Origin of the sequence: Chryseobacterium camelliae, assembly GCF_030818575.1 — a bacterium.
GTDB classification, from domain to species: domain Bacteria; phylum Bacteroidota; class Bacteroidia; order Flavobacteriales; family Weeksellaceae; genus Chryseobacterium; species Chryseobacterium camelliae_A.
In genome coordinates this window covers 988,874-1,013,362 of sequence record NZ_JAUTAL010000001.1, presented here as the reverse complement: position 1 = coordinate 1,013,362, position 24,489 = coordinate 988,874, and the positions used below count along the sequence as shown (strand labels likewise).

At 40.3% G+C, this 24,489-nt stretch carries 25 protein-coding genes; 6 read left to right on the top strand and 19 right to left on the bottom strand.

What is annotated here, in order from left to right:
• Nucleotides 1–228: 228 nt before the first annotated feature.
• The 7 genes from QE404_RS04610 to QE404_RS04580 all read right to left on the bottom strand — a co-directional run bounded on the left by QE404_RS04610 (nucleotide 229) and on the right by QE404_RS04580 (nucleotide 4,933).
• On the bottom strand, nucleotides 229–1,143 hold the full coding sequence (locus QE404_RS04610; protein ID WP_307447125.1) for an alpha/beta fold hydrolase: 915 nt from the start codon (nucleotides 1,141–1,143) through the stop codon (nucleotides 229–231).
• A 7-nt stretch (nucleotides 1,144–1,150) separates the two neighbouring features.
• The gene (locus tag QE404_RS04605) at nucleotides 1,151–1,441 is read right to left on the bottom strand and encodes a hypothetical protein (protein ID WP_307447122.1); all 291 of its coding nucleotides are present in this window, start codon (nucleotides 1,439–1,441) and stop codon (nucleotides 1,151–1,153) included.
• Between the two features lie 136 nt (nucleotides 1,442–1,577).
• Nucleotides 1,578–1,922, bottom strand: coding sequence for a GIY-YIG nuclease family protein (locus QE404_RS04600; RefSeq protein ID WP_307447120.1), 345 nt, complete (start codon nucleotides 1,920–1,922; stop codon nucleotides 1,578–1,580).
• Between the two features lie 15 nt (nucleotides 1,923–1,937).
• On the bottom strand, nucleotides 1,938–2,351 hold the full coding sequence (locus tag QE404_RS04595) for a MarR family winged helix-turn-helix transcriptional regulator (RefSeq protein ID WP_307447118.1): 414 nt from the start codon (nucleotides 2,349–2,351) through the stop codon (nucleotides 1,938–1,940).
• A gap of 319 nt (nucleotides 2,352–2,670) precedes the next feature.
• A complete protein-coding gene (locus QE404_RS04590; protein ID WP_307447115.1) occupies nucleotides 2,671–3,126 on the bottom strand; it encodes a DinB family protein in 456 nt (151 codons plus the stop codon).
• Between the two features lie 137 nt (nucleotides 3,127–3,263).
• The gene (locus QE404_RS04585) at nucleotides 3,264–4,007 is read right to left on the bottom strand and encodes an SDR family NAD(P)-dependent oxidoreductase (RefSeq protein ID WP_307447112.1); all 744 of its coding nucleotides are present in this window, start codon (nucleotides 4,005–4,007) and stop codon (nucleotides 3,264–3,266) included.
• 677 nt (nucleotides 4,008–4,684) lie between these two features.
• On the bottom strand, nucleotides 4,685–4,933 hold the full coding sequence (locus QE404_RS04580; RefSeq protein WP_307447110.1) for a helix-turn-helix domain-containing protein: 249 nt from the start codon (nucleotides 4,931–4,933) through the stop codon (nucleotides 4,685–4,687).
• Nucleotides 4,934–5,533: 600 nt separating this feature from the next.
• Here QE404_RS04580 and QE404_RS04575 point away from each other — a divergent pair.
• A complete protein-coding gene (locus QE404_RS04575) occupies nucleotides 5,534–6,004 on the top strand; it encodes a hypothetical protein (RefSeq protein ID WP_307447108.1) in 471 nt (156 codons plus the stop codon).
• A gap of 979 nt (nucleotides 6,005–6,983) precedes the next feature.
• Here the strand turns inward: QE404_RS04575 and trxB are convergent.
• Both trxB and holA read right to left on the bottom strand, forming a co-directional pair.
• On the bottom strand, nucleotides 6,984–7,925 hold the full coding sequence (gene trxB, locus QE404_RS04570) for a thioredoxin-disulfide reductase (protein ID WP_307447106.1): 942 nt from the start codon (nucleotides 7,923–7,925) through the stop codon (nucleotides 6,984–6,986).
• 703 nt (nucleotides 7,926–8,628) lie between these two features.
• On the bottom strand, nucleotides 8,629–9,666 hold the full coding sequence (gene holA, locus QE404_RS04565) for a DNA polymerase III subunit delta (protein ID WP_307447103.1): 1,038 nt from the start codon (nucleotides 9,664–9,666) through the stop codon (nucleotides 8,629–8,631).
• A 7-nt stretch (nucleotides 9,667–9,673) separates the two neighbouring features.
• Here holA and QE404_RS04560 point away from each other — a divergent pair, with 7 nt between their 5' ends.
• The 3 genes from QE404_RS04560 to QE404_RS04550 are packed head-to-tail and all read left to right on the top strand — an operon-like array spanning nucleotide 9,674 to nucleotide 11,523.
• Nucleotides 9,674–10,102 carry a type I restriction enzyme HsdR N-terminal domain-containing protein gene (locus QE404_RS04560; RefSeq protein WP_307447100.1) on the top strand — a complete coding sequence of 143 codons (429 nt, stop codon included), beginning with the start codon at nucleotides 9,674–9,676 and terminating at the stop codon, nucleotides 10,100–10,102.
• A gap of 29 nt (nucleotides 10,103–10,131) precedes the next feature.
• A complete protein-coding gene (locus tag QE404_RS04555) occupies nucleotides 10,132–10,749 on the top strand; it encodes an HAD family hydrolase (RefSeq protein WP_307447099.1) in 618 nt (205 codons plus the stop codon).
• A 30-nt stretch (nucleotides 10,750–10,779) separates the two neighbouring features.
• The gene (locus tag QE404_RS04550; RefSeq protein WP_307447096.1) at nucleotides 10,780–11,523 is read left to right on the top strand and encodes a dienelactone hydrolase family protein; all 744 of its coding nucleotides are present in this window, start codon (nucleotides 10,780–10,782) and stop codon (nucleotides 11,521–11,523) included.
• 93 nt (nucleotides 11,524–11,616) lie between these two features.
• Here the strand turns inward: QE404_RS04550 and QE404_RS04545 are convergent, their stop codons facing one another.
• The 4 genes from QE404_RS04545 to QE404_RS04530 all read right to left on the bottom strand — a co-directional run bounded on the left by QE404_RS04545 (nucleotide 11,617) and on the right by QE404_RS04530 (nucleotide 13,723).
• Complete coding sequence (locus tag QE404_RS04545; protein WP_307447093.1) at nucleotides 11,617–11,997, bottom strand: PEGA domain-containing protein; 381 nt, start codon at nucleotides 11,995–11,997, stop codon at nucleotides 11,617–11,619.
• Nucleotides 11,998–12,189: 192 nt separating this feature from the next.
• A complete protein-coding gene (locus tag QE404_RS04540; RefSeq protein ID WP_307447089.1) occupies nucleotides 12,190–12,561 on the bottom strand; it encodes a cupin domain-containing protein in 372 nt (123 codons plus the stop codon).
• Nucleotides 12,558–13,085: a GNAT family N-acetyltransferase gene (locus QE404_RS04535; RefSeq protein ID WP_307447086.1), complete on the bottom strand. Its 528-nt coding sequence runs from the start codon at nucleotides 13,083–13,085 to the stop codon at nucleotides 12,558–12,560. Before QE404_RS04535 ends, QE404_RS04540 begins: the two co-directional genes overlap by 4 nt.
• 32 nt (nucleotides 13,086–13,117) lie before the next feature.
• Complete coding sequence (locus QE404_RS04530; RefSeq protein WP_307447083.1) at nucleotides 13,118–13,723, bottom strand: DUF2911 domain-containing protein; 606 nt, start codon at nucleotides 13,721–13,723, stop codon at nucleotides 13,118–13,120.
• A 154-nt stretch (nucleotides 13,724–13,877) separates the two neighbouring features.
• On the opposite strand from QE404_RS04530, the gene QE404_RS04525 reads away from it, so the two are divergent.
• Nucleotides 13,878–14,747, top strand: a complete 870-nt coding sequence (locus tag QE404_RS04525) for a GLPGLI family protein (RefSeq protein WP_307447080.1) — start codon at nucleotides 13,878–13,880, stop codon at nucleotides 14,745–14,747.
• A gap of 28 nt (nucleotides 14,748–14,775) precedes the next feature.
• Here the strand turns inward: QE404_RS04525 and QE404_RS19370 are convergent, their stop codons facing one another.
• A complete protein-coding gene (locus QE404_RS19370; RefSeq protein ID WP_409013988.1) occupies nucleotides 14,776–14,949 on the bottom strand; it encodes a bacteriocin-like protein in 174 nt (57 codons plus the stop codon).
• A gap of 149 nt (nucleotides 14,950–15,098) precedes the next feature.
• Between QE404_RS19370 and QE404_RS04520 the strand changes: the two genes are divergently transcribed.
• Nucleotides 15,099–15,431: a helix-turn-helix transcriptional regulator gene (locus QE404_RS04520; RefSeq protein WP_307453726.1), complete on the top strand. Its 333-nt coding sequence runs from the start codon at nucleotides 15,099–15,101 to the stop codon at nucleotides 15,429–15,431.
• A 551-nt stretch (nucleotides 15,432–15,982) separates the two neighbouring features.
• Here the strand turns inward: QE404_RS04520 and QE404_RS04515 are convergent.
• The 5 genes from QE404_RS04515 to QE404_RS04495 all read right to left on the bottom strand — a co-directional run bounded on the left by QE404_RS04515 (nucleotide 15,983) and on the right by QE404_RS04495 (nucleotide 24,262).
• Entirely contained in the window at nucleotides 15,983–18,349 is a 2,367-nt protein-coding gene (locus QE404_RS04515; protein WP_307447074.1) for a TonB-dependent siderophore receptor, read from the bottom strand.
• A 193-nt stretch (nucleotides 18,350–18,542) separates the two neighbouring features.
• Nucleotides 18,543–21,725, bottom strand: a complete 3,183-nt coding sequence (gene carB, locus QE404_RS04510) for a carbamoyl-phosphate synthase large subunit (RefSeq protein WP_307447071.1) — start codon at nucleotides 21,723–21,725, stop codon at nucleotides 18,543–18,545.
• Between the two features lie 58 nt (nucleotides 21,726–21,783).
• A complete protein-coding gene (locus QE404_RS04505) occupies nucleotides 21,784–22,134 on the bottom strand; it encodes a four helix bundle protein (protein ID WP_307447068.1) in 351 nt (116 codons plus the stop codon).
• Nucleotides 22,135–22,184: 50 nt separating this feature from the next.
• Nucleotides 22,185–23,258, bottom strand: a complete 1,074-nt coding sequence (locus QE404_RS04500) for a carbamoyl phosphate synthase small subunit (protein ID WP_307447066.1) — start codon at nucleotides 23,256–23,258, stop codon at nucleotides 22,185–22,187.
• A 113-nt stretch (nucleotides 23,259–23,371) separates the two neighbouring features.
• On the bottom strand, nucleotides 23,372–24,262 hold the full coding sequence (locus QE404_RS04495; RefSeq protein WP_307447065.1) for an aspartate carbamoyltransferase catalytic subunit: 891 nt from the start codon (nucleotides 24,260–24,262) through the stop codon (nucleotides 23,372–23,374).
• Nucleotides 24,263–24,489: the final 227 nt, after the last annotated feature.

The window sequence follows — 24,489 nt, the reverse complement described above, 5'->3', positions numbered from 1 at the left end:
TATTACAACTGATGCAGCATCTATAGAGCTTCAATAGGAGCTCAAGTGACTGCATTTGCGTGCTGATATTTACGAACTTCCTTTTAATGCTATGCTTATCCGAAAAAATGAAGATTAATACTGGTAGATACTTACTGGAAAGACTTTTAGGATAAAAAAATGTCGAGAAGTTACTATTATAGTCTCGAAAGTACCGGATTCAGAGCCGGTGATATTCGGATATGCTTATTACGATTGCTCACCTTGATCATATTGTGTAGCGATAAGATTTGAAATATCCTGCACCAATGATGGAAACAGTGCCTGCGGTATCGCGTGCCCCATCCCTTTTTTGATGATAAGCTGACAGCCGGGTATATTGTTTTTTAAATCAATCGCATGTTCAATACTGAACAATGGATCTTCGTTCCCGTGTATAACCAGTGCAGGTACCTGAAGATCTGTGAGAAGACCTGGATTAAATACATAACTGATGAGGGCAATGATCTGACGATAAGGCCTGACTGCAGAAGATTGCCGGACTTGATCTTCAATAATTAATGTCCGCTCTTTTTCTTCATTGAGAATATATCTGCTGCCATAAATAGCTTTCATAAAGTCTATTCTTTCTTTCAGGTATGCTTCCGGATTATCTTCAAAATTTACAGATGAGCTGGTCATTTTTCTTACCAGTGCATCATCAGGTTTCGGAAGAGCCGGATTAAAGCTTGAAGACATCAATAAGGTCAGTGTCTGAGTCATTGCCGGATACCGTGATGCAAATAACTGCGCAATGATCCCTCCCATGGATCGCCCGACAATGTGTGCCTTTTCAATATTCAGCGATTGCAGCAGATCCCTGATGTCATCCGCCATATCATGTAAAGAATAAGCAGGAGGATATTTTTCGGGGTCCTGTAAAAAACTGTTCAGCGAAAAATTGAACGTATCGCTATGGCGATCTGTTGTAAACGTACTTTTTCCGCAGTCCCTGTTATCAAAACAGATAACCAGGAACCCTTCGTCGGCAAGCATCTTAACGAATGTTGCTTCCCAGCGTGTCATCTGCGTATTCAGACCGCTAACCAATACAATAGTATCCTTGTTTTCAGCACCGTATATCTGATAATATATAGCGGTATTTCTTAGTTCAATATAACCCATCTGTTATTTAAAATGATAGCATTTCTAAGGGCAAAAGTCTGGAATCCAATATAGAAGCCGAACGATGCCCTGTAATCTTCATATAATCTGGGTTCTGCTCGAAAGCGAAAAAATCTGATACGCTTTTTTGCTTGATCAGCATACAGATATCCCACTGCCCATTTTCCGGACCGATAAGAAACCGGTCTCCCTTTCCTACCAAAAGTATTTCTCCTCCACCCTGCTCCACAAATGGTTTAGCGAGTTGTATGTAGCTCATAAAAGCATCATACCCGGAAATCGCTGTTTCCGGTGCCATATCAGGAAAATCGGAATAATCTGCGAATTCTTTTAACCGGATCAGGTTCAGGTTTACGATAGAACCCTGGATTTTCTTTAACGCCAGATGCTTCCCGGCTTCATACGTGGGGTAAGTATAGGTTTTGTTTGGCGTATCAGTATATATCTATTGTTTTACTCAGCTTTTCTTTCATATCATTTCCGGCTTTTTGGACCTGTTTTTTATAGTCAATCATTTTATTCTCCTCAGGTGCAATGATGATGGGATGATCAAATACGAAATTCCCTTCACCAAGCCGTTTCCAGTCTTCCTGTAAAGTTACGTTGTCAAATTGCCCGCTGTTCAGTGTAAATTTTATCTTATTGGAAAGAGCGGTTAAATGCATGCTTCCGGCAACGTATATCTTATTTTCTGCGGTATTGAGAATGGTTAAAACTCCCATCAAAGGCTTATTTTCCAGAAACCTGGCTTTCAACTGTTTTTTATAATTTTTATCCATGTGTTTGTTTTAATATTACAGGTCTCCTCCTAACCCTTTCAATTGAGAAGCGAAAACTTTTAGTTCATCGTTGGATATTCCAGCTAAAAGGTTTTTAGAAATGTGAGCCGCAGTAACCTTTGCTTCCTTAAACACACGCTCGCCGGCAGAGGTGAGTTTCACATAGCTGACTCTGGCGTCTCTTTCGTTTGCTTCTTTTACAACAAGCCCCATCTTTTCCATAGGCGAAATAATCCGGGTAATGCCGGATGCCGTTAAACCAATGCCTTCTGCCAGATCAATTCTCTTTAAGCGATTGCCGGGAACACTGCTTAAGATATGCAGGATCATAAAATCTGTAAGGCTTATTCCATGAAGGCTCAGGCCATCAAACTTTTTTGTGATGAGAGACTGAACTTTCAGCATGTTTAATATAATATTAACTTCCATATTTAATTTGCATAATACTTGACTAGTCAAGTATTATGCAAATATAAGAGATTTTATTGAATGATGAAATAAAATGATAAAATCAGCCTCATCTCTGGAAAGTCAAGAAATAGAATAATGAAAATCAGTATGGGATAAGGCATCGTTGTACCAGCAGAATTCAGTTTTAAATTCAGCAGTGGAAAATCCGTATCCGGCGCAATGAGATGGTATTTAAAGCTAGCCTGATACCGAAAATAGAAGTTATATTCTTCTGTGTAGCAATAGTACAGCCAAATGTTGATCATTCGTTCTCAGCCGTATTATGCCAGTCTGGGTTTTAAATAAATTTTCTTATGCCCATCATATAACCTAAGTGCAGTCCCTCATGGAAATTATTACACTCAAAGGCATCGTAGACAGATGTCAGATGAAAGCCTATACCGGTTGTACGCTCGGTATAGCTTCCGAAAATACCTTTGTTGAAATCACGGATCGTGGGTTCAATCTGTGAAATCAGCAGTTCCTGTAGGGTATCCGCCTCTTCCTGAGCAACGGGTGATTTAGGAAATGTGCCGGATTGATACCGATTAAAAAGTTCATCCGAAAGATACCCTTCCTGGCCCGAACCGATATAAATCAGTTTATGCTGCGTAGCGATGATGTGCCCGATATTCCAGATAAGGTTATTATTAAAACCATCCGGAATCGTATTCAGCTGTTCTAACGAATACTTTTCGAATAAACCCAAATATGTCCTTCTGCTCGTTTCCCACGCTTTAAAGACTGCATCCATGTTCATATTTTTTTTACAAAGCTAAAAAATATTACTATCAGATCTGTGCCGCATTAGCCATGCTTATATTGCATCCCAATCCCTGAAAGTTGATAGGAACCCTCAGCATGATCAACCGTAAAGGGTCCTGTCTAAAGTCAGGTCAGCAGATATCCACCGTCCACCAGATAAGAAGACCCGGTGATGAAACTGGCTTCATCGGACAGTAAAAATAATGCCAGTGCAGCCGCTTCTTCAGGTTCGCCAATGCGTTTCAGAAGAAGTGTTTCGGCCAGGTGGTCCTCCAGTTCTTTTTTCATTTCAGGGGGCAGCCCGGCACGCAGGTTGGATTTGATGGGACCCGGAACCAATGTATTTACGCGGATCTTTCTGGGAGCAAGCTCGGACGCCCAGCTTCTGGCGGCCGATAAAACCGCTCCTTTCGTTGCGCTGTACAATGAAACGCCGGCCAGGCCTTCGTACACCGCCGTTGATGAAGTCACCAGGACAGCACTTCCCTCTTTCAGCAAAGGGGACAATGCAGCCAGCTGAAGCATCGGGGCAAAAACATTGACATTAAACATCCCGGTAATGGTTTCCATATCCAGCACCTGCAGTTCTCCTCCGGAGGCAAAGCCGGCATTCAGCCAAAGCCCATCGAGCCCGCCTATTTTTTCCACCACCGGAACAATTCTTTCCGCAGACTTCCCGTCTGAAAGATCATCTTCAATAACAATGGTATTGCTGCCCAGAAACTGTTTGGCCTCTGCTAAGCGTTCTTTGTTTTTACCGGTAATAATTACCGTTGCTCCTTCTTCAGTCAGGCGTTTTGCCCCGGCAAGACCAATGCCGCTGTTACCGCCAGTAATAAGAATCTTCTTGTTGTCGAAACGTTTATTCATCACTTTGATTTTTAATTGTTTATGTGTGTATAAGATCCTACTAAATTAAAAAACATCAGGATTAACCATGATATAGAATTCAAACAGAAGTTTATAAAATTCAAACGAAGCATTACCGGTTTTGTAGAAATATTGGCGGCACAATGAACGTATGAGATAAAAAGTACGCTTAAAATATCCGGGTTTTTACGGATGTTGCGGTATCATTATCTCTGCTATCTTTGCATCATCACGACTTCATTCCGTGGTTTTATTTAAAGTTTAAGTTATTGACCCTCCCTGCCCGGAGGGTTTTGTTTTGATGGTAAGGCTGTTTGATTTTGGGCTGAGTATATTTAAGCCTGTTTATAGAAATTTATTCACTAATTTTTTTCATTAAAATCATATCTTAAAAGCTCAACAGGTAAAATACCTAAGCCTTTAACTAAATCTTATAGTGGTAAATTCCGGATTTGTTTTTCTGTTTTCTATATCATTGAGCTTTGCTTTAGCCCATGTAGAACTGTTTGCCACAACTATATCTTGACTTAAGCCTTTCCTTTCTAAGTTTACGAACATGATTTCCAAGCCTTAATAACAAATTATCCTTTTCAGTCATATATAGATTTTTTCTAAAAAATCATGAGAAAGCTATTTGGAAATATCAAACCTAAAAAGATCTTAGTTGTTTTCAGGACCTATTTAAATAGTGGGTCATCAAAAAAGTCTTTCAATGTTATATTGATGATTTTGCAAATTCTATTTATACTATAAATAGTCATACCTCTGTCATTGTTGGTATTCTCCCAACTATTCAAAAGTTGACGGTCCATTTCATTTTCAGTGGCAAACTTTGCTTGAATATCTCCTGAGTTCTCTCTCAAAGATTTTAAGCGTTTTGCAATCTGAATTCTTAACACTTTATCTTCTTCGCTTAATCTTGCCATACAGCAATTTTGTAAAATAATTAGAATTATTTGTAATGCACTTGCATTACGATATTATTTTTACTTATATTTGCTAAATCATTACATCTAAAGATGTAATTTTGCGATACTTCAACGAACAAAAGAAGCTATTGCTTAGAATCTCAAACTGAAAACTGGTAATTTTTTGACACGAGACGATAAGCAGGAAGCTCACGACCTAGGCGTGAGTTCTCTTATCTGTGTCAAGGTATACCAGTACCTCAGTTTAGATATTGTAGAACTCCACGCCGTTTTTATTTCATGCAGTCCGCTGTATCTACAAATATTCTAAGCCGATCCTTCTCAACGATAGAGTGTTATATAAGTGTTAAGTGTGTTTTTTAGGATGTACCGGCTTGCAGCCGTGTATGTCTTATGCTTTCCGGTGCCCGGAGGCCACTGCTTTTGATCCTTTGGTTACCCGGTTATTTTCTCCGCCAATGGGCATCAGGAAAGCTTTTTAAAACATCAATAACTTGCTTTTAAGTTTGCCGTTACAAAAGAACAGTTAATAAAAACAAACCGTTCCGGGAATTCCTATGCACAACCGGAACCTCATCAACACAAAAAAAACATAGTATGAAAAAAGAAACCACAGATTTACAATCCCGGCTGAAACCAAGCCCTAAAAAGCATTCCAGCCTGAAAATGATGGAACATTTCTTCCAATCTGTTGACCTCACCACAGCCAAAGACCTTTTGAACACCATCATGCAGTATGCCGTACAGAAAAGAGACTGGATCAATGAAGACCTTTCCGTGATGGTCCATTTCCACCAGTCGATGCGATCATTCATCCGTGCCGGGTATTTTCTTCGGATGAAAGCAAAAAATGGATGGTCAGGAATTCAGCTGAAACCTCATCCCCAATCATGCAGGGCTTTCTTTCCGATTCAGAATACCAAAATCCCCTGCTGGTTTTTCATTCCGCTTTCATCGATTATAAAGTCAAGGAATTTGATTATTTCCTGGGCGGGATGGTCTACTTTTCCCTCGGCGCCTACCGCTGCGGACCGGAAAAGAATATGGTGGGACCCTATATCCATCTGATGAAGATGCTGGATGCCGGGTTTATAATTCTGGAACGGAGGAAGGCTTTTTTAGAAAGTAAAGAGGGTGAAGAGTACGAAGAAGGTGAATAATGCGAAAGGTGAGGGTTTGCGGATGGAGATTGTCCTTCATTTTATCTGTACAGGCTTATCTTGTGGTGAAAAAAACCTCATAGGTTTTAAAAACCTATGAGGTTTGAATGCCTGTCAGATCATTTTATTTTTTGCTCGCTGATGGTGCAGATTACGCAGATTTTTTATTTGTATCCTGGACAAAGGAGATTGATAAAGTAAAGGGCGGAGTTTTGCTGATGAAATGTGTATTCGGTATTTAAACTTTACAGGCTTAATTTGTGGTAAAAAAAACCTAACGGGTTTCCAAAACCCGTTAGGTTTAGAAATAGATGATCTCTAATGGAAACCTTGAAGGTTTAGAGAGGAAAGAACAGATGTTTTCATCATCATTTTTATCCTGCACATACCTCTGCTGTCGTCTTAAATTTTGCTGCGATGGGAAAACCTCATAGGTTTTTAAAACCTATGAGGTTTGAATGCATATCAGATCATTTCATTTTTTTGCTCGTTGATGGTGCAGATTACGCAGGTTTTTTTTTTATATCCTGGACAAAAGAGATTGATAAAGTAAAGGGTGGAGTTTTGCTGATGAAATGTGTATTCGGTATTTAACCTTTACAGGCTTAATTTGTGGTGAAAAAACCTAACGGGTTTCCAAAACCCGTTAGGTTTAGAAATAGTTGATCTCTAGTTGGGAAACCTTCAAGGTTTTAAAACCCTTGAAGGTTTAGAGAGGAAAGAACAGATGTTTTCATCACTATTTTTATCCTGCACCTACCTCTGCTGTCGTCTTAAATTTTGCTGCTACGGGAAAACCTCATAGGTTTTAAAAACCTATGAGGTTTGAGAAGAAAAAAGGCCGCTTTTCAAAAAGCAGCCTATCTTGTATATCAAGAGAGCATGTATTACTCCAATTCGCCTAAATATTTTTCAGCATCCATCGCCGCCATACATCCGCTTCCGGCTGCCGTAATGGCTTGTCTGTAGATATGGTCCTGAACGTCTCCTGCAGCAAAAACTCCCGGAAGGTTGGTTTTTGCCGTTCCTTTTTCTGTCACGATGTATCCGTTTTCATCCAGGTCAATCTGTCCGGCAAAAACATCGGTATTCGGTTTGTGACCGATGGCGATGAAGATACCATCTACACTGATGGTAGAAACCTGCTGTGTCTGGTTATCGATCACGATGGCTCGTTCCACCAGGTTGTTTTCTCCTTCAATCCCGATCAGTTCATGGTTGAATTTCACCTCAATATTCGGGGTATTCTCAACACGGTGCACCATGGTTTTTGAAGCCCTGAAAACATCTTTCCTTACCAGCATCGTTACTTTATTGCACAGTTTGGACAGGTATGTTGCCTCTTCTGCGGCAGTATCTCCAGCACCTACCACAACTACATCTTTTCCTCTGTAGAAAAATCCGTCGCAGGTAGCACAGGCGGAAACCCCTCCTCCAGCATATTTCTTTTCATCATCCAGTCCGAGATATTTGGCTGTAGCGCCGGTAGAGATAATTACCGTTCTGGCCAGGATTTCTTTATTTCCTGCGTATACCTTGTGGATCCCTCCTACTTCTTTGGAGAATTCCGCTCTGGTAATCATTTCGTAATGTATTTTGGTATCAAATCTTTCTGCCTGCTTCTGCAAATCCATCATCATTTCAGGGCCGGTAATGCCGGCTGGATATCCAGGGAAATTTTCAACTTCTGTAGTGGTGGTCAGCTGTCCGCCCGGCTCCAGGCCTGTATACAATTCAGGTTTCAGGTCTGCTCTTGCCGCATAAATGGCTGCTGTAAAACCGGAAGGTCCCGATCCTATGATCACACAATCTAAAATGTTTTGCTCCATAATGTCTTTGTCAAAAAGATTTAAATTCAGGCCGCTAATTTCGGAATTTTTATCCTTTATTTAAAGTTATTTTAATGATAGTTGTCAATATGAGATATGTTTGCTGTCAATGGAGGTTTTAAATTTTAAATTTTAGATTTTGGATTTTGGATTTTGAATCTTGACGAATATTGAATAGCAGGCAATAAACTACGACCAAAGAAAGCAGAGGAATGTGATTTTGAATTTTAGATTTTAAATTTTAAATTTTAGATTTTGAATGATGGATTTTGAATCTTGACGAATATTGAATAGCAGGCAATAAACTACGACCAAAGAAAGCAAAGGAATGTAATTTTGAATTTTAGATTATAAATTTTAAATTTTGGATTTTGGATTTTGAATCTTGACGAATATTGAATAGCAGGCAATAAACTACGACCTAGGAAAGGAAGGCGTTAAGAAAATAAAAGCTGCGAACGTTAAGAAAATTCTTCTGTCCGAAGAGCGAGGCGCATTGAATCTTCAATTTAGAGACAAAAGAAAAGAAGAAAAATAATACGATTTTGATATCTAAAATTAAAAAGCCAAAATTTAAAATCAAAGTATACGGTCCATCATCTATCCGTCTATCATCTTTAATCTAAAATCTTGACTCTTGGTTCTTGATTCTTGGCTCTTGGTTCTTGGCTCTTGACTCTTGACTCCTGGCTCTTGACTACTCCTACACTTTCATCTTAATCTTATCCACATGAATAATCTTATACACAAGCTCCTTGATGAGCTCCGCTTCCGTCATGTTCACGGCACCGAGGCCCTTCCCTTTCATATCGAACTCCCGTAAAATAGAGATAACCCTCGTTGCGTGTTTCAGAGGATACAGCCTGGCAGATTCTGCATAATCCTTGATGAAATAAGGATGGACTCCCATTTCGGAAGCAATGGCCTGTTGCGGCTGCCCGGTCATGGTCTGGTAGATGATGACATTGGAAAAATAATTGTAAAGGCTGGACAGCATCATGACGAAAGGATTATTTTTCGGGTTTTTCCCCATAAAGTAAGCAATCCGGAATGCGGCATTGGCATTTTTGGTACCTAAAGCTTTCTGAAGCTCGAAAATATTGTATTCCTTACTGATCCCGATGTGGTTTTCAACGATGGTTCCGTCCAGCACCTGTCCTTCTTTCACGATGATCTTCATTTTATTCAGCTCATTGGCAATCCTGGAAAGGTTGTTCCCCATATATTCTGCAAGGAGGTGAGCGATATTCGGGGCGGTTTTGATGTTCAGCTTTGTGCATTCATCGGCAATCCATTTCGGAAGGTTGTTTTCCTTTATTGATTCACTGAGGAAGAGTGCTTTGGCTTTGTCCAGGGCTTTGGCCGCTTTCTTACGGCTGTCGAGTTTTTTGTGCTTGTGGGCGAATACGAGTACGGTGGAAGGAACGGGGTTTTCCGCATAGGCTTCCAGGATCCTGTTTTCTTCATCGTTCAGCCTCAGGTCCTGGGCTTCCTTCACAATGATTACCTGCTTATCCCCCATCATGGGAAACTGCCTGGCGAGTGAAAGGATGTCCTGGTAGGACGTATCTTTTCCATAGACTACGGTCTGGTTAAATGCTTTTTCATCTTCGGTAAGAAAGTCGTGTTCCAGAGCTTTCACAGCGACATCAATAAAGTAAGGCTCTTCTCCGTGAAAAAAATAAATCGGTAAAACTTCTTTATTTTTAATATTTTTGAGGATTAAATCTAATTCTTTCATCGTATTAATGGAACTTCCAAAACTGAATTTTCAGGAAACTTTTGATTTTAAATTCAAGCAGGACAAAGATAAGTTTTTTATTTATGATCCCATCCGGAAAACCTACCTTTTGCTTACTCCTGAAGAATGGGTGCGCCAGCACTGGATCCATTATTACCTTACCGTAAAATCTTATGCCGCTTCGGCACTGATTACGGAGAAAAAGATTATTTTGAACGGACTCACCAAGAGAATAGACCTTATGGTAACCGAAAAAACACAGCCCAAGATCCTGGTGGAATGTAAGGCACCCCAGGTTAAATTAACGGAAAAAACATTTGAGCAGACCGCCCGGTACAATTCAATCATCGGGGCGGAAGAAATTATACTCACCAACGGCCTGCACCATATCCATGCACGGTATGAAGACGGGCAGTACAGGTTTTACAAGCAATAAAAAAACACAACAGATTAATAAAAACAATTATGGCAATCAAAAACATTATTTTCGATTTTGGCGGAGTCCTGATGGACTGGAATCCAAGGTATTTTTTTAAGACCTATTTCAACGATGATGAAAGGATGGAATATTTCCTGGAAAACATCGCCCAGACAGAATGGAACGAAGAACAGGACCGCGGGAGAAGGCTTGCTGAAGGCACAGAAATCCAGATTAAAAAATTCCCTGAATGGGAAAAGGAAATCAGAGCTTATTACGATAACTGGCCGGTAATGCTGAAAAGCGACATCCCTCATAATGTGGAAGTTCTGAAAAAACTTGCGAATACGAATTACGAACTGTTCGGACTGACCAACTGGTCTGATGAAACATTTCCGTATGCGCTGGAAAATTATGATTTCTTCAAGCTTTTTAAAGGCAAGATCGTAGTTTCCGGAACGGAAAAGCTGATCAAGCCTGACCCGAAAATATGGCATCTTCTTCTTGACCGGTACCAGATCAAGGCAGAAGAATCCGTGTTTATAGATGACAATGGTAAAAATATAGAAACCGCAAAGTCATTGGGTTTCCATACGGTGCATATCACGCCTGAAACAGACCTGGAAAAGGAACTGATTGATTTAGGCGTAAAATTTGATCAGTAGCAATACAATCAACCCACACAAATTACCTATATGATACGTTCAATTTTACTTGCCGGAATTTTGATGGCTTCAGGGACTGTATTCAGCCAGAAGCTTAAAACTGTAAACTACCAGGACGGTGCTCAGAAACTCAGCGGACTGGTAACATCCAATGCCGGAAAAAAGCTTCCGGGCGTCCTTATCCTTCCTGCATGGAAAGGAATTGACGATGAGGCCAGAAATGCAGCCACGGAACTTGAGAAAGAAGGCTACGTGGCATTTATCGCAGATATTTACGGTGTAGGAAATGTTCCTGCCGACAATGCTGCAGCGGCGAAAACTTCAGGATATTACAAACAGAATTTTGAAGCCTATCAGAAAAGGATCAGTCTGGCACTGGAACAGCTGAAGAAAAACGGGGCTATTCCTGAAAAAATTGCCGTTATCGGTTATTGCTTCGGAGGTACGGGTGCCCTGGAATCTGCGAGGGGAAAACTTCCTGTTGTAGGTGCAGTATCCATCCACGGAAGCCTGGCCAAGGACCAGTCCAGAACCAACGGACCATTAGCTGCAAAAATCCTGGTGGAACATCCGGCAGATGATCAGAGCGTTTCCAGGGAAGATTATGACAATCTGGTAAAAGAGATGAATGAGGGAAATGCCGACTGGCAGATCATTACCTATGCGCACTCCAAGCATACGTTTACAGACCCGAAATCCCCCGACTATAATCCTGTAATGGCCAAAAGAGCCTGGAACCATACATTGATGTTTCTGAAAGAAATCCTTAAATAATGAAGCAATGGATCAGTGTAACAGTGTAACAGTGTAACAATACATCAATTTTCATCATGGGTATACTGTTACACTGTTATATTGTTATACTGATTATTGTTTTGCCTCCAACTCTACGGTATAGGCTTTAGGGGAATACTTGGTCAGTGATCCTGTAGCAGCATCAATTCCCACTCCAATAGCTCCGCCTAAAACGATATTAACCAATGTTACCGGATTAAAGGTCTTCGTAAGCTTCATTTCTTTGCTGTTGTATCCTTCTTTTTCGAAGGTTACCATCTGCTTGCTCAATGATCGCGGGATTTCAGCTGTACACGGAGTGATGCACTTTTCAATTCCTTTGTGGATCACTTTGGCACCTTCCGGGCTTGAGGTAAAAGATATTTTATCTTTCGTACCGGTAATGATAGTTGCACACGAGGTTAAAGAAACAGCAACGCCCAGCAACAGGGCAACGGGTAAAATGTTCTTCATATATAGAAAATTAGTTGTCAGTTTTTCAGCCGCGAACATACGAAATAATTCACATCCCTGAAACATAATTAATGAAAAACTCTTATTTAAAAGCTATTTAAGAAGTTTTCCCATTCAGCACAACTAATTTTAATCCAATTTAAGTGATTTAAAAATACATTAATTACCGTATTTAATCCGTATTATGTTCCCTCAATCTACCCCCTCTTCTTCCCTGTGTACAGATTCCATAGAAAATGCAGGAAGGCATACCGACAGATACTCGCATTCTTCAGGGAAAGGATTGCTGTATCGTATCCTCGCTCCTTTACCGATCCTGATGCTCTGTCCCTTCTCAAGGACAACCGTTTCGCCATCAATTTCAAACTGCTTTTTCCCTGAAATAATAAATGTAAACTCATCAAATTCCGGGGTCTGATGCGGTTCGCTCCACCCGGCTGGTGCAACCATGTGGGCAATGGATACTTCCGCATTTCCGGTTGAATTTCCCCAATGCTCTTCGATCAGCTTGCCGTCTGTAGTGGGAACTACAAAGGGCGTTTGCTGGATGGTGTATTTTTTCATAGCCAATTTTCTTTTTTGATTTGATAAACAATATTCGTCCTTGTTGGTTCACCGATGTAGGCTACTTCCAGTTCACCAGTATTTTCTGCCCCAAGCCTCTCCACCGCGATACGGGAACGCATATTATCCTTTCCTACGTGTAAATGAACCTTATCCACAAACTGGAAAACGTAATCAAGCATCAGTTTCTTGATCTGCGGGTTGATCCCTTTTCCCCAGAATGCTGTCCCGTAAAACGTATATCCTACGAAGATGCTGTTGTCTTCTTCATTGTAAGCGTAATAACGGCTGCTTCCAATGATATTTCCGGTCGCTTTTTCCACAATTTTAAATGCTCCCTTACTATCCATGGCTCCTTGAAAAAAAACCTTGAAGACTTCCCGCTGATAACGGTCTTTGTTAGGGTGCTGCTCCCAGACGTTAGGATCTGAAGCTACTTCGTATAGAGATTCAAAATCCCCTTGCTCTAAGGGGATTAATTTATAGTCCTGATTTTCAAGGATGGTCTGAACTGAAAATTTCATCTGTATTTGTTGTTTTTTTATGTGAATAATGTCTAGCCTTTTGTTTTGGCTGCGTCAGCTTCAATTTTCTTAATTTCCTTCAACTTGTCGGCAATTTTGGTTACGGCTTCTGGTTTTGCGGGTTTAATAGGAACTTCTGCCTCTGCCATATCCCATTTAATCACCAGGTTTCCTGAATTTTCATCCATAGGATCCAGGGTAATTTCAAACCATTCCTGCTTATCTGCTAACTTGTTCACCGGAACGGTAACATCTACCACATCCTGTTTAGGATCGTAGGTATAGGCACCCCACTGCTGAAAGTCTTTATTAAGAATTACCTTCCATTCTTTTTCAGTAGGAACAATAAACAGTCCGTATGTTCCGGCCTGAACAATCTTTCCGCCAAAATTCACCGACTGCCCGAAAGTAATTTTAGTAGACGAGTTGGCTCCCGCTCTCCAAACCTGTCCGTAAGGCACCAGTTCCCCAAAAATTTTTCTTCCTTTTACCCCCGGTCTCCCATAATCCACAGTAATTTTAGACATGGAAAATTGTTGCTCCACTTTCTGGCGCGGACTCACCGCAGGCACTGAATAATCCTGAGCAAAACTTAATGCAGATGCTGATATGCAAACTGCGAATACTAACTTCTTCACGTGATAAATTTTTGTTTAAAAATACGAATTCAAAAAAGAATATCATTCCACAACTCAGATAATTTTAACTTTCGGAAAAATTCTCTTTATAATCGTTTTTTAGAAGTTAAATATGCATACCTGCTCTTACACTAGCATAGTAACACATCCATATATGATAAAAATAAAATATTTTTACAAAAAAAATATGATTTCTCATAGAGTCAGAACGTTATTAATTTCTTTTGTCTTTTTAGCATCCAATCTAATTGCTCAAAATAGCAGGTTTGCATATGAATATACTTTTATTCCGGATTCTACCGATATAAAAAGCAAACGATCTGAAATTATGATCCTGGATATCATGAAAAACAAATCAGAATTTTACAGTCTGGATAGGATGAAATTAGATTCTGTCCGGGTGGAAGATCATAAGAAGAAAATTTTTAAACCTTACCAATTGGAAAAGGAAATGATATCTGATAGAGTTATTAAGTATTCAGATAATAATGACATCGATTATATAACCTTTGTAGGTACAAATCGTTTTTTAGTTAAAGATGATCGAAAATTAACCTGGAAACTTTTGCCGGAATTCAGTACAATATTAGATTTCAAAGTTCAAAAAGCAACTGTTACTTTTGCGGGAAGAAAATGGATTGCCTGGTTTTCGGCAGAAATTCCAATCCAGGATGGACCTTATAAATTTAAAGGGTTGCCTGGACTTATTTTAAGAATAGAGGATGATAAAGCGCAACACATCTTTGAATTAAAGAGCATTGGGAAATTTACTCAAGACTTTGTTTATCCCGGTACTGACTATTATCAAGCTCCCCCTAAAATAAGCTATTTACAATATGTTCAGGCTTTTAATAATTTCAGAAAGAATCCTATTGCTGATCTCATAGGTAAAATTCAAGATCAGCCAGATAAAAATGGAAAGATGCGCACGGCAAATGAAATTTTAAAGGAAATCGAAAATAAAGAAAAGGAAAAAATGAAAAAAGAAAATAATATTATTGAAATTGATTTATTAAAAAAATAGAGTTGTAAATAATTACAACTCTACTTTTTTATTTGCAACTGCCTCCTTCATTTTGGCAATAATAATAATCATTTTGCATACAACATGTTGCCGTATCGTAGCAATAAATTGGACCACATTTCTGAGTTGGATCTGTCGGAAGTTTTTTGCCACCAGATATTGACTTTAACTCATTTCTTGAAATTTTTTTTAAATTTCTCATAACTTTTTCTTTATTGTTCTGTACCAGTATTGGTATTTCAAAACTAAAAAAAACGCATTATAATGGAAGTAATTCTTATGCAAAACTTATGCATATTTCATTCATATTAGAATTATTTATACATTTGTTCCAATAAGTATAAACGGCATATGTTAAAATCAAAATTGCATGAAGTAAGGATTAGAAAAGGATTATCTCAGGAACAAGTGGCTCACTTAGTAGGCATGACTCAATCAAACTATAGCAGAAAGGAACGCGGAACCACAAAAATTTTCAAAAGGGAATGGATATTACTTGCAAAGAAACTAGAGGTAACGCTTGAAGATATTTATGAAGAAGAGCTAATCATTGTTATTAATACGGATAAACAATCTTCACAGAAAAACGATTTTGAAACTGTTGATGTAAAAATCCCACAAATTTTTAATAGATTACATAGAAATGCTAAAGGCAAAGAACAAACAGTTAGAAGAAGAAAATAAAATTTTGAAAAGTTGTCAATAACAGGTAAAAATATCCTAATATCCACTCTTTTGTGGTTCCACAACGCAATTTTAACATCAATTATAGATTCCTGATCTATTCTTCTTTTAATAACCCTGTTATGATTTCAGCCTTAATTTTATGATCAGCCAGCCAACGTATTTTTGCCGCTTTTTTCTCTCCCTTTTCTTTTGTCTTGAAATCGAAGATTTGACGTAGTCAAACAAAAGAAACAAAAGTTCAAGACGGGAAAAAAAGGCTAAAAATAAACGCTGTTCTCTAAAAATTCTAAACTTGCGCGGATAAACTGTTTGCACTGTCTTTGTATTTCTGTGCCGCGCTTCGGACAGAAGAATTTTCTTAACGTTCAAAGCCTTTATTTTCTTAACGCCTTTATTTCCTAAGTCATTATACCCCCTTTTCAATATCCGTCAAGATTCAAAATCCAAAATCCATCATTCAAAATCTAAAATTTATAATCTAAAATTCAAAATCCAGCGTCTATCATCTTTAATCAAATTCTGTCATCTAATGTCTGCCATCTATTCAACTAAAATTTCAGTGCAACACTTCCCACAACCTGCCTCGGCATCTGCGGGTAGATCGTTGTATATCCCGTCCAGATATTGGCATTGGTTAAATTGTTGATCCTTACTGTGAATGAATACGAAGGCTTGTCATAGGATATTTTCGCGTTGACAAGGGTATAAGCGGGAGACACAAGAGCTCCATCGGGATACTGATTCATCACTAAAGTTTCGCCTACATAGTTTGCCCCGGCACCGATACTGAAGTTCCTCATAAAATTCGTGTTCTCGAAATGGTAGTGGACCCAGATATTGGCCTGGTTTTTTGCCCCTGCAGAAACCGGCCTCAACCCGTTCACGGAAGAATCCGCTTTCTGGTAGACACTGTCGTTGTATGCATAGCCGAACATGACATTCAGGTTTTTGGTCACATTTCCTAAAACTTCTGCTTCAAAACCTGAACTTTTCTGGGTTCCGTCCTGAATATTGAACAGGGCATTATTAGGATTTGTCCTTACTTTGTCTTCCACTTTTATGGTATAGTAACTCAAAGTACCTGTAAAATTTCCGTTGAAAAAGGCGTATTTCACTCCGGTTTCAAATTGGTAAGAATGTTCCGGCTTAAAGACATTTCCGTTTTCATCATTGCCACCCACATTGGAGAATCCGGTCTGGTAATTTCCGAAGATTGAAATCTTATTTAAAACCGGCTGATACACGATACCAAACCTGGGCGAGAATGCGCTCTGATTATATCCGTTTTTATACTCATTCTTGGTACCGTCAAAAATTCCTTTAGCATTGAAGCGGTCAAAACGCAACCCTGCATTAACCAACAGATTATCAGTGATATTCAGGACATCATTGATATAGGTGCTGTATATATTTGTAATGCCCCCAAAAATGGTGGCTGCCACCTGCGAACTTTGGTACAATCCATCCAGCCTGTTTCTCTCAAAGTTGTAATAGTTGGTATTAGGCTCTTTGATGTTAACCGTATCGAAAATATTCTGGTACGGATATCCGAATAGTGAACCATATTTGTTGCTCTGGAAGTTTCGCCAGGTGGACTGAATATTCTGATGGTAGTAATCGAGCCCTATTACCATCCTGTTTCTCAGTTCTCCGATTTTGAAATCTCCATTGAAGTTCTGCTGAATCTGATGGGATTCAAAAGCATCTTCAAACCGCCTGGACATCCTGGCCATATAATCGGCTCCAGGTGTGCCGTAATTAATGCCTGCCAGATTTCCGGACAGCAATCCTGCAACAACGCCTTTTACCACATTGGGGAGAAGAATCATCCTGGTTTCATATCCGTCATCGCTGCCCTGCGTGAATTTTATAGAGGTTAAAGATTTCCACCGGTCAGAAATCTTGTATTCCACATTTCCGTTCAGATTTAATGTCGTGGACCTGGACACAAGATTTTTATCATAATAGGACATTTTCCTGTCTAAATTGAAATCTGAAACACTGTTCGTTCCGAAACCTTCCTGAATCGTTGAGGGCATTTTTGAAGTTACCGAACTGATGTAGGAAGCCGGGACACCATTCCCTGCCAGCAGCGCAGCAACATATTGCTTCAGTACTGCGGGGGTAAGGGTAAACATCACATTAGACCCCATTCCGGAAACTTTTTGAGCATTGAATTCTGTATTCAGGTCAATTTTAATTCTGTCATTTAACTGATAGGAAAAAGATGGTGCTACAAAAATGTTCTGAGTATAACCGCCGTTATCCGTAAATGTTCCCTGATTATTATAGGCAATATTGGTCCTGGAAAGCAGGGTTTTCTCTTTATTGACGGGTAGGTTTAAATCCACTCCAACCCTTCCGAAATTGAAGCCTCCTGCACTCATGTCTACCGAAAGGCTTTGCTGCTCATACGGCATTTTGGTTACCCTGTTGATCAACCCGCCATAAGAAGTAATGATACTCCCGAACAGGGTTGCCGAAGGGCCTTTAATAACTTCTATTTTTGAGACGTTCTGAATATCCCCTACCACAGCAATATTATTGGCCAGGCCGTTCAGGGCCTTTATCTGAGTCTGAAAGCCACGGCTGGTATATTCTGTACCGCCATAAATCACATTTCCTGCCCAACCTTCTGCTCCTTTGCTGATCCCCGGTGCGTTTCTTACCACATCATCAAGGTTGTAAATTTTCTGCTGGGTGATCAGCCGGCTCGTAATGCCTGTGTATACCTGAGAATTTTCCAGGTTTTTTAGAGGTATCCTTCCTACACTTTCACTTTTGTCGGTAATCACGGATTTTGTTCCTATGATCTCTACCTGATCAATATTAGCCGATTTTATGGAATCTGATGTTTCTTGCTGTCCATAGCATAATCCGGAAAGCAATACACAAGGGATAATGATTTTATTCATAAATATAAATTTCCGTAAATTTATTATTTTTATTTTTTCTAAATAAAATCTATTAATGATTTTTATCATTATTTATATTAAATTTTAGCAATATTTCAATCATATACCAAAATTAAAGCACTGTCGTTAATCTGACAGTGCTTTATTTATAGATTGAAGATCGAGAATGATGTTATCTATTCTTCAAGATAAGTTACATAGTCTCCATTTTGAAACTCATGCTTTCAATCACTTTCAGGATGGCTTCCACAGTATCCATGGAGGTTAAGCAAGGAACCCCGTTTTCAACGCTCATCCTTCTGATCTGGAATCCGTCTCTTTCAGACTGCTTACCTTTGGTCATGGTATTTACCACATACTGTACTTTTCCTTTCTGGATCAGGTCGATCAGGTTAACATCTTCCTCTCCGATCTTGTATCCTATTTTGCAAGGAATCCCTTTTTCTTCAAAGAATTTAGCCGTTCCTTCCGTAGCCCAGATCCTGAAGCCCACTTCATGGAACCTTGCCGCCAGATCAGCTGCTTCTTCTTTATGCTTATCTGCTACCGTGAACAGGATGGAGCCGTGCATCGGCACTTTTCTTCCTGCCGCTACCAGTCCTTTGTAGAGGGCTTTTTCCAGGGTAGTATCTTTACCCATAACTTCTCCGGTCGATTTCATTTCCGGTCCTAAGGAGATGTCCACTTTTGTGAGTTTTGAGAAAGAGAATACCGGAACTTTTACAAACACCCCTTCTTTATTCGGAACCAGCCCGCTTTCGTAACCTAAATCCTTCAGTTTCTGGCCCAGGATTGCTTTGGTCGCCAGGTTAGCCATCGGAACATCCGTGATTTTAGATAAGAAAGGAACCGTTCTTGATGAACGCGGGTTAACCTCGATCACATATACATTGCCTTCAAATAAGACATACTGGATGTTCATCAGTCCTATTACATTAAGTCCTTTGGCAAGTCTTTTCGTATAATCTACCAGCGTGTCGATTTCGCTTTGTGAAATATTCTGGGGAGGATATACTGCGATAGAGTCTCCGGAGTGCACTCCTGCTCTTTCGATGTGCTCCATGATTCCAGGAATCACTACCGTTTCACCGTCGCAGATGGCGTCTACCTCAACTTCTTTTCCAACCATGTATTTGTCGACCAACACCGGATGTTCAGGGCTAGCTTCCACCGCATTTTCCATATAGTGGGCCAGTTCCGTTTCCGTATATACGATCTCCATGGCACGTCCTCCTAAAACGTAGCTTGGCCGAACCAATACCGGATATCCGATTTCGTTGGCAATCTTGATCGCTTCTTCTTTTGAAACAGATGTCTTCCCAAGTGGCTGAGGAATCTGCATTTCCTGAAGCGCCTTTTCAAATTTATCCCTGTTTTCCGCTCTGTCCAGATCTTCCAGCGTAGTCCCTAAAATCTGGACTCCGTGTGAAGCTAATTTATCTGCCAGGTTAATTGCGGTCTGACCCCCGAACTGCACCACGACTCCTTTTGGCTTTTCGAGTTCGATGATGTTCATCACATCTTCCTCTGCCAGCGGCTCGAAGTACAATTTATCTGAAATGGAGAAGTCTGTGGAAACCGTCTCCGGGTTATTGTTAATGATAATCGCTTCGTAACCCATTTCTTTAATTGCCCAAACTGAGTGAACCGTCGCGTAATCAAACTCAACCCCTTGTCCGATCCTGATCGGTCCGGAGCCCAGTACGATGATTTTTTCTTTGTCTGAAACCACACTTTCATTTTCTTCTTCGTAAGTTCCGTAGAAATAAGGGGTTTCAGATTCAAATTCAGCAGCGCAGGTATCTACCATTTTATATACCGGCATGATTCCGTTTTCCTTTCTGAAATTGAATACTTCTCTTTGCGTAACGTCCCAGAGGTGAGCGATATTTAAATCTGCAAAGCCTAATTTTTTAGCTTCCAGCAAAATTTCTTTGCTGAATTTATTTTCGGCAATCGTTTTTTCGAAATCCACCAGCTTTTTCAGCTTCCAGATGAAGAACTTGTCTATTTTACTCCATTCTACGATCTGTTCCCAGTCATACCCTCTTCTTAAAGCATCACCGATGATGAACAATCTTTCGTCATCACAGACCCTGATTCTTCTTTCAATCTCTTCTGCCGTTAAAGCCTGAGCCTGTTTGGTTTTCAGTCCTAAGTGCCTGATTCCTGTTTCCAGGGAACGGATGGCCTTCTGCAAAGATTCCTCGAAATTTCTTCCGATAGCCATTACTTCACCGGTGGCTTTCATCTGGGTAGACAATCTTCTGTCTGCCGTTTCAAATTTATCGAACGGGAACCTAGGGAATTTTGTTACCACATAATCCAGAGCCGGCTCGAAGCAGGCGTATGTTTTTCCGGTTACCGGGTTCATAATTTCGTCAAGGGTAAGTCCTACCGCTATTTTCGCAGCAATCTTTGCGATCGGGTAACCTGTAGCCTTTGATGCCAAAGCGGATGAACGGGAAACCCTAGGGTTTACCTCGATGATATAATAGTTGAATGAATGCGGATCCAATGCCAGCTGTACGTTACACCCCCCTTCAATTCCCAACGCCCTGATGATTTTCAGGGAAGCGTTCCTCAGCATCTGATACTCTCTGTCTGAAAGGGTCTGGGAAGGCGCAACTACGATGGAATCTCCTGTATGCACACCCACCGGGTCGATGTTTTCCATGTTACACACTACAATCGCATTGTCGTTGGCATCACGCATTACCTCATATTCAATTTCCTTGAAGCCTGCGATTGACCGTTCAATCAGACACTGCGTTACCGGGCTGTGTTTCAATCCCAATTCTGCAATTTCTTTCAGTTCTGTTTCATTGGAAGCGATTCCGCCTCCTGTTCCACCCATGGTGAAAGCCGGACGAACAATTACGGGATACCCTATTTCTTCTGCAAACCTTAAGGCTCCCTCTACAGTATTCACGATATCCGATTCAGGCACCGGCTCGTTCAGCTCCCTCATCAGTTCACGGAACAGATCCCTGTCTTCCGCTCTGTTGATCGCTGAAAGCTTGGTACCCAATACTTCTACCTTACACTCTTCCAGGATACCGGATTTCTCCAGCTCTACCGCCATATTCAGTCCGGTCTGTCCTCCCAGCGTCGGTAATAACGCATCCGGACGCTCCTTTCTGATGATGTGACTTACAAACTGAAGGGAAATCGGCTCGATGTAAACTTTATCCGCGATTTCAACATCCGTCATGATCGTTGCCGGGTTGGAGTTGATCAGGATAACCTTATAGCCTTCTTCTTTAAGAGAAAGACACGCCTGCGTTCCCGCATAATCGAATTCAGCCGCCTGACCGATGATGATAGGTCCGGAACCGATAACTAAAATTGTTTTTATATCTGTACGTTTTGCCATTTTTCTTTTTTATTAGAGAGTCAAGATTCAAGAACCAGGAGCCAAGATCTTAGACTTTTTATTTTAAATTATTTTTAAATGAATAAATCATTCGTTGAATTTCAGCAATGTCACCTAACAATACATTTACTTCGTCTTCAGATAAAAGATTTAACTCTTTAATCAGGATTAACTGTGTTTGTACTTCAAATGCAGAGCCTAAAGCAATTGCCAGGAAATGATTGAATTCTTTATTACTGTTTCTACCTGAGCCTTCTGCAATATTTGACGGAATAGAGATAACAGATCTTTTAATTTGAGCAATCAATCCAAATTTTTCATCATTATGGATTTTTTGACAGACCAGATAAATATTTTTTGCTAATACAATAGATTTCTGCCAAAACAATAATTTTTCAAAATGATGCATATGTAATCTGTTAATCTTAATTCTTGTGTCTTGCTTCTTGGTTCTTTGCCTTATTTCTTAAAATCCTCCATCATCTGGATAAAATCATCAAACAGATAGTTTGCGTCTTCCGGGCCGGGGCTGGCTTCCGGGTGGTACTGCACGGAGAAACAAGGGTGGATCTTGTGTTTCAGACCTTCATTGGTCCGGTCGTTCAGGGCGATATGCGTTTCAACAAGATCGGTATCTTGTAAACTTTCCTGATCTACGGCATATCCGTGGTTTTGGGAAGTGATGGCCACCTTGTTCTTTTCCAAATCTAAAACCGGGTGGTTTCCTCCCCTGTGCCCGAACTTCAGCTTGAATGTTTTTGCGCCGCATGCCAGACCGATCAGCTGATGTCCCAGGCAAATTCCGAAGATTGGAACTTTACCTAAGATCCCGCGGATCATTTCCAGGGCGTGCTGATTGTCTTCAGGATCGCCGGGACCGTTAGACAACATTACTCCATCCGGATCCATCAATAAGATTTCTTCTGCCGTTACATCCTGGGAAACCACTGTGATATCGCAGTTTCTTTGGGAGAGCTCGCGGATGATCCCTAATTTGGAACCGAAATCTACCAGGACTACTTTGAAACCTCTTCCCGGGTTAGCATAAGATGTTTTGGTAGACACCATTTCCACCTGATTGGTTGGGAATGTTGTTGAAGCCAGTTCCGAAACCACTGCATTTTCATCTGCATCGGCATTCACAATCTTTCCTTTTACTACCCCGTGGTTACGGAGCACTCTGGTCAGCCTTCTGGTGTCGATGCCGGAGATTCCGGAAAGATTTTTCTTTTTAAACAGTTCATCCAGTGTAATCTGAGTACGGAAGTTGGATGGAAAATCGCAGAGTTCCTTTACGATCAGCCCCTTGATAGCCGGCTCAATACTCTCATAATCATCACGGTTAATACCATAATTACCGATAAGCGGATACGTCATGCAGACGATCTGCCCGCAGTAGGAAGGGTCGGAAATAAGCTCCTGATACCCTGTCATTCCGGTATTGAAAACCACTTCTCCTGCCGTTTCCAATTCTGTTCCGAAACCTTCTCCATGAAACACTTCACCGGACTCCAGTATTAATTTTTTCTTCATTGTAAACTTTTATCTCTTATTATTTTTTATTTTATACTATGTCGGTTGTAAGATGTAGAATGTATTTTAATCATGTTGACCTCTATATACGTTGTACATCATACATTTTACAGTTATTTAAACGTATGCCCCTCTTTCTCCAGTGCTTCTTTTAAAATCGCCATTCTGGCAAAGACACCGTTCTGCATTTGCCTGAAGACCCTTGACCGTTCACATTCCACCAGGTCGGAATCAATTTCCACTCCCCTGTTGATCGGTGCCGGATGCATGATAATAGCCTCTTTTTTCATGGCTTTCTCTCTTTCTTTCGTCAACCCGTATTTTCTATGGTATTCGGCAGCAGAGAAACTCATTTTAGCATCGTGCCTTTCGTGCTGTATTCTCAGCAGCATCAGCACATCCACTTCATGAATCATTTCGTCAACGCTTAAGTAGGTTCCGTTGATTAAAGCTCCTTCATCGAACCACTGTTCCGGACCTGAAAAATAAACTTTTGCCCCAAGCCTCCTGAGGGCTTCCGCGTTGGAATTAGCGACCCTGCTGTGCTTTACGTCGCCTACGATGCCTACTTTCAGGCCTTTAAATTTCCCGAATTCCTGGTAGATCGTCATCAGGTCGAGCATACACTGCGATGGGTGGTTCCCGGTGCCGTCTCCTCCGTTGATCATAGGAATGCTGATGTTTTTCAGCTCATCAAAATACCGGTCTTTTTTATCCCTGATTACGACGAGGTTTACGCCGAGGCTTTCAATGGTTTTCACTGTATCATATAAGCTCTCCCCTTTGTTTACCGAACTGTTGGATGCATCAAACGGAACCACCTGAAGGCCAAGTTTTCTTTCGGCGATATCAAAGCTGGTCTTGGTTCTGGTGCTGTCTTCAAAGAATAGGTTGGAACAGAAAACCTCGCCTTCAATTCTTGCTGTCTTCCCTTCCGCAAATGCCAACGCTTCTTTTACTATACGGTTGATCCTCTCTGTACTTAGTTCTGTAATCGTAAACATAATTTTTAAATTTTTTACAAAAAAAAAGCGAAGAAAATATCTTCGCTTAAAATAAATAAATATCGTAAAGGGCGTCTTCGCCCGGTAATCCTAATGATATAAATACTGTGTTATTCATTAGGTGCAAAGATACAACAAACAGCGAAAACAGCAAAATCATATGACAATAATTTAAAGAAATTTATCAATTTTATTTCATTTTTTCTTAATACTTTTGTTGCTACCCA